Annotated in this window: 13 protein-coding genes; 8 read left to right on the top strand and 5 right to left on the bottom strand. The window is 37.3% G+C overall.

The annotated features are described in order from the left end of the window. Positions 1–63: 63 nt before the first annotated feature. The 3 genes from BW935_RS01180 to BW935_RS01190 are packed head-to-tail and all read right to left on the bottom strand — an operon-like array spanning position 64 to position 3,647. On the bottom strand, positions 64–837 hold the full coding sequence (locus BW935_RS01180; RefSeq protein WP_076497732.1) for a uroporphyrinogen-III synthase: 774 nt from the start codon (positions 835–837) through the stop codon (positions 64–66). A 37-nt stretch (positions 838–874) separates the two neighbouring features. Next, a complete protein-coding gene (locus tag BW935_RS01185) occupies positions 875–1,990 on the bottom strand; it encodes a DUF4271 domain-containing protein (protein ID WP_076497734.1) in 1,116 nt (371 codons plus the stop codon). A gap of 4 nt (positions 1,991–1,994) precedes the next feature. Next, a complete protein-coding gene (locus BW935_RS01190) occupies positions 1,995–3,647 on the bottom strand; it encodes a BamA/TamA family outer membrane protein (RefSeq protein WP_139325471.1) in 1,653 nt (550 codons plus the stop codon). 168 nt (positions 3,648–3,815) lie between these two features. On the opposite strand from BW935_RS01190, the gene hemW reads away from it, so the two are divergent. Together hemW and BW935_RS01200 are read left to right on the top strand one after the other, a co-directional pair. Next, entirely contained in the window at positions 3,816–4,940 is a 1,125-nt protein-coding gene (hemW, locus tag BW935_RS01195) for a radical SAM family heme chaperone HemW (protein WP_076497736.1), read from the top strand. Between the two features lie 25 nt (positions 4,941–4,965). Continuing rightward, positions 4,966–5,280: a DciA family protein gene (locus BW935_RS01200; RefSeq protein ID WP_076497737.1), complete on the top strand. Its 315-nt coding sequence runs from the start codon at positions 4,966–4,968 to the stop codon at positions 5,278–5,280. Positions 5,281–5,311: 31 nt separating this feature from the next. Here the strand turns inward: BW935_RS01200 and BW935_RS01205 are convergent, their stop codons facing one another. After that, positions 5,312–6,031 carry a DUF4197 domain-containing protein gene (locus BW935_RS01205; protein ID WP_076497739.1) on the bottom strand — a complete coding sequence of 240 codons (720 nt, stop codon included), beginning with the start codon at positions 6,029–6,031 and terminating at the stop codon, positions 5,312–5,314. 97 nt (positions 6,032–6,128) lie between these two features. On the opposite strand from BW935_RS01205, the gene BW935_RS01210 reads away from it, so the two are divergent. The 6 genes from BW935_RS01210 (at position 6,129) to BW935_RS01235 (ending at position 13,304) form a co-directional block, all read left to right on the top strand. Next, positions 6,129–8,192, top strand: coding sequence for a GAF domain-containing SpoIIE family protein phosphatase (locus BW935_RS01210; protein ID WP_076497741.1), 2,064 nt, complete (start codon positions 6,129–6,131; stop codon positions 8,190–8,192). Between the two features lie 31 nt (positions 8,193–8,223). After that, positions 8,224–8,559: an STAS domain-containing protein gene (locus BW935_RS01215; protein WP_076497743.1), complete on the top strand. Its 336-nt coding sequence runs from the start codon at positions 8,224–8,226 to the stop codon at positions 8,557–8,559. Further along, positions 8,559–8,975 (top strand): ATP-binding protein, encoded by a 417-nt coding sequence (locus BW935_RS01220; RefSeq protein ID WP_076498145.1) that lies wholly within the window; start codon positions 8,559–8,561, stop codon positions 8,973–8,975. Before BW935_RS01215 ends, BW935_RS01220 begins: the two co-directional genes overlap by 1 nt. 91 nt (positions 8,976–9,066) lie before the next feature. Next, positions 9,067–11,073, top strand: coding sequence for a peptidylprolyl isomerase (locus BW935_RS01225; RefSeq protein WP_076497745.1), 2,007 nt, complete (start codon positions 9,067–9,069; stop codon positions 11,071–11,073). Continuing rightward, on the top strand, positions 11,057–11,932 hold the full coding sequence (locus tag BW935_RS01230; protein ID WP_245802616.1) for a peptidylprolyl isomerase: 876 nt from the start codon (positions 11,057–11,059) through the stop codon (positions 11,930–11,932). The genes BW935_RS01225 and BW935_RS01230 overlap by 17 nt, the downstream gene beginning before the upstream one ends. After that, entirely contained in the window at positions 11,925–13,304 is a 1,380-nt protein-coding gene (locus tag BW935_RS01235; protein ID WP_076498147.1) for a peptidylprolyl isomerase, read from the top strand. Before BW935_RS01230 ends, BW935_RS01235 begins: the two co-directional genes overlap by 8 nt. A gap of 106 nt (positions 13,305–13,410) precedes the next feature. On the opposite strand, the gene BW935_RS01240 is transcribed toward BW935_RS01235, so the two are convergent. Then, entirely contained in the window at positions 13,411–13,665 is a 255-nt protein-coding gene (locus BW935_RS01240) for a DUF4834 family protein (RefSeq protein WP_076497749.1), read from the bottom strand. Positions 13,666–13,687 lie beyond the last annotated feature (22 nt).

Genomic DNA, 13,687 nt, shown 5'->3' on the forward strand with positions numbered 1-13,687 from the left:
TATCTTTTGAATTCCTATTCTACACATTTAAACTGAAAAACCCCACAAAAGATTAAAAAGATGTTATAAATTATTTGCCTTCTTAATATATAACTCTAATGCACCGGTCATACTTGGCGCATTTGGCATAGGTGCTTCGATATCCAAAATCAAGTTTTGCTCTCTCACAGCCTCTGCTGTAGTCGGTCCAAATGCAGCAATTCTGGTATTGTTCTGCTTGAAGTCAGGGAAGTTGGTCATCAATGACTTAATTCCTGAGGGGCTGAAGAAAGCTAAAATATCGTATTTAATGTCTTTCAAATCAGACAAGTCAGCCGCTACGGTATGATAGATGATTGCTTCTGTATACTCTATGTTATTTTTAGCCAAGTAAGCAGGAATCTCATCTTTTCTAATGTCTGAGCATGGGAAAAGATATTTTTCGGATTTGTGCTTTTTGAAGTAATCAAACAAATCAGAGGCTGTCTTAGTCCCTACGAATAACTTCCTTTTTCTGATGACAATGTATTTCTGTAAGTAATGTGCGGTTTGATCAGAAATACAGAAATACTTCATATCAGCTGGCATTTCTATTTTGAGCTCTTTACAAATCGTAAAAAAATGATCAATGGCATTTCTACTTGTAAAAATTACAGCTGTATGTTTTAAAATTTCAATTTTTTGTTTTCTAAAATCCTTGATAGAAACTGGCTCTACTTGGATGAAAGGCCTAAAGTCTATTTTGAGATGGTATTTTTCAGCCAATTGAAAATAGGGTGATTTTTCATCACTCGGCTTGGGTTGAGAAACTAAAATACTTTTTACCGGGCTGAACCTGTCTTTAGTAGATTTACTCATCTTTTATAATTCTTTATTTATCCGAACTTGAATATTACTACCCTATGATAAATTTCGAAATTATCAAAAAAGGCACTAATTCCGCGGTGCAAATGTAAGCAAATAAATGGTAATTATTAAAAGACACGCGATTCATCATAATGAGCATCAGGAAAAAAATACCTATCAAGTATGCCCAGAAAAAACCTGAAAATGTAAGAGATATAATATATGTCAGATTTTCAGGGCTATTTAAAGCATAAATTGAGATAAGCAATACTATCACAACTAGTAAAATAGACACTATCCGCAGCAAATAAAAAAAGTGTGAAAATTCATTTTTCCCCAAATCATATACAAAAGTCATAAACTTGATAAAAAGGAATTTTAAAATCGTCACTACAAACAAAATTAAAGTCAAAACCAGCCAATAAAAGAAAAGTGAATTGAGTCCGCCAGAAACCATCGGCATTAACAATTCAAACTCAAATTCTTTGACTCCGACCAATACAATCAATGATGAAAGTAAATTGATGATAATCACATAAAAAATCACATCCAGTGAAAAAAACTTCTGTAGCGCATTAGTCTCTGAAAAGTCTTCGGCAGTAAGCAATGACTGTGGATCTATAATGTAATAGAGTACAAGTGGATAAATCAACTTATACAATCCTATCAAAAACAAGATCACAACGAGTGCTACAAAGAAAAATTCATAAAATCGGCTAATCTCGCGTTTCTCAAACCCTGTCAATTCCTTTTCTACGCTAGAGTAGTCAACGACTCCATTAAAATAACCTTTATAAATGCTTACATCTGAGGTCTGAATCCCCTTTTTCAACACTGATATAAGAACTTTTTTCTTATCCCCCAACGAGAATCGATTCTTTAAATCTGATATTTCCATGGTCGTTAGGGTGTCTTGAGATGCATAAAACCAAAGAATATCATCTATAAAAACCGTAGCTCCCTCGGGTAACCCAATTTGGAAACTTGAGTTTGGGAATAAAGAAATATCCAAAGAGACCTGAATCATTTCTGACGACCTGAACCATCCCCGTTGCTTAGCAAATGCTAATTCATTTTGATAGTTTTCTAATACCTGAGCATTACTGGAAAGATTATAACCCAATAAAAAAATCTGAAATAAAACAACCTGAAAATAAATCTTCATAACTCTAAAATCTTCCTGTATAGCCAAAATGGATTTTTGATAGGTTCAGCGCAAAATCTTGTCCATTTGCACCTCCCATAGCGTAGATAAAATTGAATATCCCACTTCCTGTCTCTAAACTAAATCCTAGTCCCGCAGCATAAGGATAATCTATGCTCAAACCTTGAACACTGTTTTCTAATCTTCCACCATCGACAAAAATCATAAAATATGAATAGGTATCAAAATAGAATCTAGGTTCTACGTTGAAATAGACATAATTATTTGCAAAAAAGAAATTCTCATTGAATCCACGGATACTTTTCAAACCTCCCAATCTATAAAGATCATTGACCAATAAATTTTTGTTTTCCATCAAGCCCCCCGACAACTTCGCCATCAATCCCCAATTTGAATTGAAGTAGACATGCTTCATCAGCTCGCCTCTGATGTAAAACTGGATTGTCCTTAGGTCTATCCCTTCGTAAATACTGGGGGGCAATCCAGTGTTCTCTAGAATGACCTTGTTCCCAATAGCAAACTCCAGTTCTCCAAAATGCCCTCTTCGAGGTAAAAAGATATCATCTAATTTGAACAGTTGATATTGAACTCCATAATTATTAAACCTGAAATCGGCTGTAGGGGGCAAAGCCTCTACTTCTCTAAAACTAGCAGTAGCCAAGAGGTCTCCAGCCTGCCTTCTCCCAAAAAACTTTAAATAATTATCCGACTTAAACCTATACCCAAAGTCTAGTCTGAAGTCTCTATTCAAGAAAGTAGTATCTTCTTTGAGTAAGAAAAAACTCGCTCCAACATCTATCATGGAACCTAACACCATTGGTTCTAAGGCAGATACCCTTAAATTTTGAGAATACTGGCTCAATCGCTGCCAATTGAGTTGATAATTCCGCCCTTTTCCACCGACATTAAAGAGTCCTAGATCAAATTGTCCGGTAACCAAAAGCCTATTTTCTTCAAATTCATTCGGCAAGAATCCAATGATACCATCTAATGTGTTGATTTTTCGATCATTGATAGGCAAATAAAGTGTGGCTTCTTCATTCTGAAAACTGATCTCTGGCTCTCCAGACCATCTCAAGTAGGGAAGGTTCTTGATTTGCCTGACAGCTTGCTCGACTTTTTTTTGTGAAAAAGGCTCTCCTGGCAGTATCTGAAGGAATCGAGCTAGGTAAAGTCTATTTGTTTTGGAGTTGCCACTGATTTTTAATGTATCAAAGGTGATTTTTGGGCCTAGGTCCATCTTCAATACTCCTGAAAAATCATTTTCTACCCTTTCTATACTATCCAATTTGATAGAAGCAAAGGGAAACCCTTCATTTTCAGCCTGTGAAATCAATTGATCAAAAAGTCTTGCGACTTCTTCATACTGAAAAGGTTTATTCTGAAACCTCCGTTGATCAAATCCCGCTTTTAATAAAAGTACTGGATCAACGTTCCCAGTATTCAAGGCCAGCCAATTGAACTTTGTTCCAGTCGCGATTTGCACATGAAGTGTATCGCTTGAATATGCACGATCATAGATGGTAGCACCCAAAAAACCTTCTCTGTACAATTCCGCAACTACAGCCTTGAGCTGCACTTCTCTTGTCAAACTATCTTGAAAGAATTGCACAGCAGATTTATTGATTTCTCCTATTACTCGATATGACAAAGTCATACCGCTTTCTTGCCCAAAACTCTGGAAACAAGCAAAAAACAAACAGGAATAGATCAATATGAAACTTTTATGTCGCGTCAATACTTTAGGTTATAGTCAGCTAAAATTAAGGTAGTTTTTGAAACTTCTTGACATCTCTTCTATCTTTATCCATTCAAATAGCATCCATTGGCAGGTATTTATATTCATATTCCATTTTGCAAGCAGGCTTGCCACTATTGTGATTTCCATTTTAGTACCAATTTGAGTCGCTCAGAGGATATGGTACAGATGATCAATAAAGAACTCTCTCTCCGAAAAGATTATCTCCAAGGAAATACACAAATCAAAACGATTTACTTTGGTGGTGGGACGCCCTCTTTGCTATCAGATTCACAGCTTGATTCGATATTGAATACCATTCATCGTAATTACAATTTAGCTATTGAGGAGCTTACCATTGAAACTAATCCCGATGATCTGAGTCAGAAAAAGCTCAAATCATTGAAGCGATTGGGATTTGACAGATTGAGCATTGGTATTCAAAGTTTTCAAGAAGATATTTTAAAATTTTACAATCGAGCACATCAAGCTAGTGAATCCCTACAGGCAATAAGCTTAGCAAAAGATGCTGGCTTTTCTAAATTGTCTATAGACTTAATCTATGGGTTTCCAAACCCAGACCACAGAAAGTGGGAACAAGATTTAGCAATAGCAATCGCCCAAGATCCTGGTCATATCAGCTCATATTGCCTGACTATAGAACCAAAAACTGCGCTAGGTAATTGGGCTGATAAGGGGAAATTTCAACCTGCATCGGAGGATTTTGGGGCAGAACAGTTTGAAATCTTGCAAACTGCTATGCAAACCTCGGGTTACATACAGTACGAAATTTCAAATTTTGGCAAAGAAGGACATTTCGCCATACACAATACCAACTATTGGAGAGGGATTCCTTATTTGGGTATAGGTCCAAGTGCCCATTCCTTTGATGGAAATGAACGCGGAGCCAACATTTCAAACAACAATAAGTACATAGAGAGTCTCAAAGCAGACAAACTTTCTTTTGAAGTTGATCATCTGACTCCAGAAGATCTGGTCAATGAGTACATTCTTACCTCTTTGAGGACAATTTGGGGAACAGATCTCCATTACTTATTACAAACTTACCAGATTGACTTGTTACAAGACAAATCATACATGATTCAAAAGTTGAACGAAGAAAAGCTTCTTGAAATTGATTATACAAGTTTGAAACTTACAACAAAAGGAAAGCTATTGGCGGATAGTATTGCAAGTGCTCTGTTTATTTGATGAAAAGGCTTACTTTTGAATCAGGATGGAAAAATACAGAGACAATTCGGGAAGAAAAAAGGAGATTGCGCCTCTACAAGAGGCATTTGAGGAATTGCTCAAGGCATATCGATTAAAAGACAAGTATGACGAGCGCATGCTGATCCAAGCTTGGCCCGAAATGATGGGGAAAACCGTGGCCAGTAGAACTACTTCTGTCTATATTAAAGAAAAGAAACTTTTTGTAAAAGTCACTTCTGGAGCCATTAAGAATGAAATGTCGATGAATCGCTCAAAAATCATCGAAATCATCGAGCAAAAATTTGAAAAAGGTGTGATTACAGATATTGTCTTTCTGTAATCACACCTTTATGCATTTTAATAAAACCGAATTAATCCTGAGCTCCAAACACTCTACGCATCAAAGCACTTGTTCTAGCTACGGGATCTTTTCTGATGTTTTGTTCTTCTTCTGCGATTAGTTTGAAGAGTCCGTCTATAGCCCTGCTGGTCACATAAGCATTCAAATCAGGATCAATTTTTCTATTAGTTAGGGGAATGGCATTATAAGTACTTGCGATGTCTCCATAGTATTTTGTTGCACCTACTTCATTGAGAGATTCTTGTATTCGTGGCTGAAACAATTCGACAAGTTGAGTTTCAGTAGTTCTCCTCAAAAACTGTGTGGCGGCATCCGGTTCTCCTCTCAAGATATTGAAGGCATCTTGGATGGTAAGTTGTCGAATCGCACTGATGAAAATTGGTTTTGCCTCCTGAGCTGCTCTCTCAGCACCTCTATTGATTGCCAATAGCGCTCGATCTACCTCTGATCCAAGTCCAATCTGCCTCAATGTAGACTCCACTCTTCTCGCATCCTCAGGAAGCAAAATCTTGATCAGCTCATTTTTAAAAAACCCATCAGTCATAGAGGCTTGGTCTGCACCCTTGCTAATCCCTTGGATCAAAGCTTCTTTGAGTCCTGCTGATACCTCCGTTTGTGTTAGTGGTCCTTGGCCACCGGCAGTTTGCAATATCCTGTTGACGTCGGCTGCTGTACATGAAGAAAGGATGATCAGCATGATCAATGAAATGCGGAGCGTGAATCGAATCATATTCTTTAAAGATTTTAACATTTATTTATACTTATACAGGTAATGCCTATCAGGAAATTTGCATTGTATTGTGTATACTTGTGTCCTACAAAACAAAATGTTCAAACTCCCGAACTTAAATATCGGCAAGATAAGTCTTTTGGTCGCGATAATGACCTGGCTATCCTTACTTTTCGTTGATATTACCAGACTTTTTGGCACAGTCAATCAAATGGAGTCAGGAATAGCACCTGAGATTTCTTACATACTTCAGGTATTATTTTTTATCATGGTCTATCTTTTCTATAATTATTCTATCAATAATAGTGAAAAGAGTAACTTCCTTGATCTGATTTGGAGAGGTGCAAGTACAGGCATAGTAGCGACCAGTGTTTCCATTTTTATTTCAATTTTCTACTACCTTTTGGGAGAAAGTAGGTTGGCATCAGATCCTATTTTGAGAAACGTATTCTACCATGTAGATTTTGCCTTTATCACATTGTTCTTAGTTTCCTCCACACTTTTATGGAAGCATTTGATACTCTACCAAAGGACTAAGCGCGTAGTCAATCAGTGGCAAGGATTCGAAATCGGGCTTTTAATCAGTATGTTTTTTGTGTTTTTCAATCAGAATACGCTAGACTATAGTTTTTTGTTCGGACTTTCTGTGTTGATAATTTTCGGAGCATCTCTTTCAGTCAACCTAAAGTGGATTCCTTATTTGACATTCAAGGAGAAATGGAAATCAATTCTTTTTCTCGTAATTATTCAAATTTCCTCTGCTTACCTATTTATACAAGTGCTCTCTTATAGCGGTAGCATCACCCCCTATCTTAACTTAACGGATAATCTATTTCTACTTTCCTTGTTTGGGTTTGTATTTATCTATTCGATATTCAGTTTCTTGGTGACGCTTTTCAATCTACCAACCTCCTCTGTATTTGAGCAAAAGCTGGTAGAGGCCATCAATTTCCAACGCCTCAGCCAATCCATAAAACCTGGAGAAAATGAAAATCAGGTATTAGATATTTTAATGGATTCCTGCATGAGTGCAGCTTATGTGGATGCAGCTTGGCTAGAACTGAAAGACACTGAGGGTAACAAAAATATCATTCACCAAAGATTCATCAGTAACAAAGAGCGTAAGATCGTTCAAGAAATCATCCAAGACAGCAAGCCTTTTTCAGATTTTACATGGGAGAGTAATACCAATGACAACAAAACATTTGTAGGTAAGCTTCAAGATTTCAAGTACAAATCTGCCATGGTCATTCCTTTGGTTGTCAATAAAGAAACTGTAGGAAGGATTTTTCTTCTTAAAGAAGTCAAAGATGGGTTCAACAAAGAAATGACCAACATCATTTCCACTTTTGTAGGTCAGGCATGTATCTCTGTTGAAAATTATCGCTTACTCAACGAGGCCATCAAAAATGAACGATATAAAGAAGAGCTTCAAATCGCCCAAAGAGTACAAAGAAGTCTCCTTCCATCCATGCTCCACAAGGATAATACATTTCAAATCCATGGATTCTCAGAAGCTGCTGATGAAGTTGGGGGCGACTATTATGAGACTCAAGCACTTGGTGACAGCCAGTTTGCCATTATCATAGGCGATGTGTCTGGAAAAGGCACCTCCGCGGCATTCAACATGTCTCAGATGAAAGGTGTATTCCATAGCTTGGTACAACTCAATCCCAGTCCACGAGACTTTTTGATCAAAGCTAACGCTGCCTTGAGCCATTGTTTGGAAAAAAATCACTTCATCACCACCTCTTATTTTGTCCTCAATACCAAATCAAGAACCTTTAAGTATTCTCGAGCGGGCCATTGTCCTACGCTATTTTTCAATGCTGAGAAAAACAATTCTGAGTACTTAAGTATTGATGGAATGGGGCTAGGTATCTTGAGGAATAAGCTATATGAAAAATATGTCCATGAGAAAGAAGTCAGCTACTCAGTAGGAGATATTTTGATTCTTTTTACAGATGGAATAGTAGAAGCCAAAAATGATCAAAATGAGGAATTTGGTTATGAACGATTGAAAAAAACAGTCAACAAATACAAGGATCTCAATGCAGAGCAACTTCAACAAAAAATTATTGAAGAGCTATACAGTTATATTGGTAAGTCTACACTGCCTGATGATGACTATTCATTGCTCGTAATCAAATTTATACAATAACCCACAATGCTTTAAAAGCGTATATTAAAACATGCTTAAAATCGAAACTACAAAAGAGTCAAATCACATAACACTTCACCTTATAGGGGAGGTGGATGCTAGTAATTCCGTGGAACTAGACGAAAGCATTATTGCTCTGATGGAAGGTGGTGAGAAAAATATCCTAGTAGATGGTACTGATCTTCAGTATATTTCGTCTGCGGGATTGGGGGTTTTCATGTCCTACATTGAGGATTTTCAAGAGAAAAATATTTCCTTGGTCATCTATGGACTGAACGAAAGAGTCTATCAAGTATTTAGAATTTTAGGATTGGATCAATTAATCATAATCAAATCCAATAAAGAAGATGCCTTGCAAGAAATATGATGAAGCACGAGCTGAAACTATATTGTGATACCACAAGGCTTACAGACCTGAGGGTTTTTTTGAATGATATTCTGAGAGATACCTCTCTATCTGATATCGAACAACATCAAGTCACCTTGGCCGTAGATGAAGTCTGTGCCAATCTTATCATCCATTCTCATGGCTGTAATCCCCAAGAGTATATCCAAGTGGAAGTAGAAAAACAAAATGGCATCTTGAAAATCGAAATTAAAGATCAAGGTGAAGGCTTCAATATCATCGAATACAAAGAACCAGAAATCACACAAGTGAAAAAGGCCAAAAGAAAAGGAGGCTTAGGTATCATTTTGGTCAAAAGAATCATGGACAAAATTGAATTTGAAAAAATCGGTTCTCAAAACACTTGTAGACTTTTCAAAAATCTCAAATCCAAATAATTGTTAATTTGTCATTCTTTAATGCCTCTAGCCGAATATTTGTTCCTATAAATTTGTAACATTGCATTGTAATTTTCGGCATGCCATCAATATGAATATCAAATATTTCTACTTCTGCTGCTTGGCTTTTGCATTTGCGTGTAGTCCCAAACCAATCATTCAGCCTGCGGACAAAGAGCCCTCCGCTCCTGTACCTCTGATGACTATCGGAAATGAAGAAGTCTTTGCAGACGAATTTCTTCATATTCTTTCCAAAAACAGGGCTTTTCAAGAAAAGGAAGCCATCATGGATCAAGCGATATTTGAAGAGAATTTTGAGCTTTTTGTCAACTTCAAGCTGAAAGTGAAAGAAGCTGAAAATAGAGGACTAGATCAGACTGAAGAGTTTGAAAGAGAATTTTCTATATTCAAAGAAGATCTGATTAGACCTTTTTTGATCAAAAATTCCCTGCAAGAAGGTGAGCTGATGAAAGCATACAACCGCATGCAGGAAATCGTAAAAGCTAGCCATATCCTGCTCCAATTCCCTGCGAATGCAAGTAGGGAAGATACGATAGCAGTCTTTCGCATGGCTCAAAAACTCAAAACTCAATCTGAAGAAGGAGCTGATTTCAATGAATTAGCATTGGAATATTCTGATGACCCTTCTGCACAAGAGAACAAGGGTAGTCTAGGCTACTTCACCGCATTGCAAATGGTTCATCAATTTGAAGATGCTGCATTTGGAATAGAAGTAGGAGAAATTTCTGAGCCTATTTTGACCAATTATGGCTATCACATCATCAAACTTGAAGACAGAAAACCCAATCCAGGAGAAATCAGAGTCTCACACATTCTTGTCAGGTCTCAATCAGGGGATCCGGTAGCAGAAGAAAGAGCTCTAAGAAGAGTAGGCGACATTTATACAGAGCTACAGAAAGAAGAAAGTGTTTGGGAGGAAGTTTGTGCACAATACTCAGAAGATCAAGGAACAAAAAATTCTGGTGGTCTACTTCCTTTTATAAGTATTGGTTCCGTGATTCCAGATTTTGAGAAAGTTGCTTTTAGCTTGACTGAAATTGGGGAGATCTCTCCACCTGTCAAAACCCCTTACGGCTACCATATCATCAGACTTGAAGATAAAAAACCTTTTGCCACATTTGAAGAAATGGAGCCTATGATCAAGTCGAAGATTCTTAGAGATAGTAGGTCCACGCTAATCCAATCTCAAGTCACCTCTATTCAGAAATCAAGATTTAATTTTGAGGAAAATGAAGCGCTAGTTGATTCATTGATCAGCAAATTCGAAAATCAGTCCAGAGCCATGATAGAGCAGGAGCTTGAAAATCCAAATTTAGAAAACCAACAGTTGTTTTCTATCAATGGAGTGCCTACTGAATTGTCAGATCTCAGAGAATTCATACAGTCCAATACTCAAACCATCCGACCAGGTACGCGCAATTACTTCGCAACATGGTATGACAAGTTTGTAGAAGTCAGTCTCAATCAATCAGAAGAAAAATACCTAGAGGAAAATAACAAGGAATATCAACTCACGCTCAAAGAGTATAGAGATGGTATATTGCTCTTCACATTGATGAATGAAAATGTATGGCAAAAAGCACTGGAAGATAGTCTTGGGCAGGTTTCATTCTACGAGAAAAATGTAGACCGCTATCAATGGAAAGAAAGAACTGAGGCCCTTATCGTCAAGATGGCCAAAGACAATGTAAGTGCTGGGGTTAGAAGATTTCTTAGTGATAAGTCCTATCAAAAAAATCTAGTGAGTAGATTGGAGAATACGTTTTTGAATGACGATCCACTTGCATTCACCATTGATAACAATATTTACGAGTTTGATTCTCACCCAATCCTTAGTAGAGTAATGGATAAAAAATCCCTCCAAGAGATTAAAATTGACAATAAAACCCATTTTATTCTGTTGGGTAATAAGATACCTGCAGGCCCGAAGAAATTTGATGAAACTAGAGGAAAAGTCATTCAGGATTATCAAGAATACCTCGATAAGTCTTTGCTAGAAACCTTGAAAGCAAATTATATTATCAGAATAAACGAAGAAGAAAAAAATAGAGTCTACGAATTTGTCACCAATCAGTAAGATCATATTCCCTGCTATCATTTGCCTCTTGCTTAGTTCTTGTGATTTCTTCAAGTTCAAGTCAAGTGCTGAAGATGAAGATGATGAAGTCGTAGCTTCTGTAGGCAATCAAATGCTGAAAAAATCAGACTTGAACTTCCTCTCTGCTCAAAATAATTCGGAGCAAGATAGTATTAGCATCACCAATCGCTACATTCAAAGCTGGGTTAGAAAACAATTGATGATCAAAGAGGCTGGAAAAACAATGAGCTTTGATGAGGCAGAGCTTAATAGGAAATTACTCGATTATCGATATGCACTGATGGTCTATGAATTCGAAAAGGCCTATGTGGAAGCCAATACCGACAGAAATATTAGTGACGTTGAAATTCAGGAATATTACGATCAGAATAAGGAAAACTTCAGCTTGAAAGAAATCATTGTGAGAACAAACTTTTTCAAACTGGAAAAATCGAGCAATCAAAATAGAGGGTTGGAAAGACTACTCAATTCAAACAAAACAGGTAGTGATTCGGATATCCGACAGATAGCGCTCAACCATGCTTCCAATTATTTCCTAGAAGATTCGACATGGGTCAGATTTGAAGACATCATCATCAACACGCCCATTGCAAGCAACAACAATAAAGTCCAGCTCCTAAGAAATAATAAATTGATCAAAGCAGATGATGATGCTTACACCTATTATTTCAAAATATTGGAATATAAATTGCAGGATCAAACTCCTCCACTAGACTTTGTTAAAGAGGAAATTTCTAAAATACTCCTCAACAAAAAGAAAATTGCTTTGGTGGAACAATTACAAAAAGACATTTACAATAGAGCACTAGAAAATAATGAGTTTAAAATATATGAGTAAATTCAAAGTACTTCTCGCATTCTCTTGCATGATGATGACAGCAAGTCTTCTATTTGCACAAGAAGAAGAAAAGAAAACCACACCAGCCACGGGACAGGTTCTAGATAGGATTGTTGCTAAGGTGAATAACTATATCCTTCTAGAGTCTGACGTACAAAAAACTTATCTAGAAGCAATCGCTAGCTCACAGCAAGGATTTGAAGCGCCTACTAGATGCGATATCTTTGAGTCTATGCTTATCAACAAATTAATGGTGGCAAAAGCGGAGATAGATTCAGTCGTCGTAAGCGATGCAGAAGTGATGATTCAAGCAGATCAAAGGTTCAACATGATGATGGCTCAGCTTGGAGGTGATGAAAATACACTTGTAGAAGTATATGGAAAAACCAGTGAACAGTTGAAATCAGAAATCACTGATGCACTTCGTGAACAGATGATTGTACAGCGTATGCAAGGCAAAATCACGGAAGGCTTGACCGTTTCTCCAGCAGAAGTCAGAAGGTTCTTCAATTCAATTCCCAAAGATTCTCTTCCTTTCTTCTCAGCAGAAGTGACGGTAGGGCAAATTGTGAGAAAACCTGAAGTAAATGAAAAAGCAAAAACAGAAGTAGCCAACTTTCTGTCTGGCTTAAAGCAACAGCTCATGGATGGTACTTCGGATTTTGCTACATTGGCAAGACAGTATTCACAAGATCCAGGATCAGCGATCCAAGGTGGTGAATTAGGTTTTTTTAGAAGAGGTGAACTTGCTCCTGAATATGAAGCGACTTCTTTGGCCCTAAAACCTGGAGAAATATCAGACCCAGTAGAAACAATGTTTGGCTTCCACATGATTCAGCTTCTTGAAAGAAGGGGTAATACATTCAATACCCGTCACATCTTGATCAAACCAGAGCCTAGCGAAGATGATATCAAGAGAACTGAACGCTACTTGGACAGCTTGAGAAATGTCATTTTGGATGGGAAGATTGAGTTTGCAAAAGCTGCTAAAGAATATTCTGAAGACAGAGAAACTTCTGATAATGGTGGGTTCTTTGCTGATCCAGGATCGGGGTCAAACAGACTAACTTTAAGAACACTTGATGATCCGGTTCTGTATTTCACGCTTGATTCTATGAAAATTGGCAGCATCACGCCTCCGATGAGGTTTGAAGATCCTAGAGAGGGAACAAAGGTCAGAGTATTGTTCTATAAGGAAAGATTCCCTGCACATAGAGCAAACTTAAACGATGACTATGAAAAGCTTAAAGCTGCCACCAGAAGAAAGAAAGAAGACGAACTCCTTGGCAAATGGTTTGTCACAGCCAAAGAAGATGTCTACATCGACATTGATCCAGCATATGATAGGTGCAATGTACTTCAGGATAAATAAAGCCTAAAGAAGGAAATCGAAAGCCCCATGAAATTGAATTTCATGGGGCTTTCGTATTTTAAAATTGATGATTAGAATTTACAGAATGTATTTGAAACAATCAATTTCAATCTTTGATCTCTTCATAATCCACATATTCACCACTTTTACCTAGGTCTTTGGATTTGCGTTTATGTTTTTCAGGAATATGATCAACCCTGATTTCTCCATTTGGATTTGTCTGATGATACTGCTGACGTTGTTGCTCTTTTGCTGCTTCATTTACCTGCTGTACAAATTTCGCGAGCTTCGTCCGCAAGAAGTACCTCACCAACTGACCCAACAACCAACCAATTCCTAAAATGATGATAATATATTTCACGCAACAAATCTATTTGTAAAGT

This window comes from Belliella pelovolcani (assembly GCF_900156785.1).
Taxonomy (GTDB): domain Bacteria; phylum Bacteroidota; class Bacteroidia; order Cytophagales; family Cyclobacteriaceae; genus Belliella; species Belliella pelovolcani.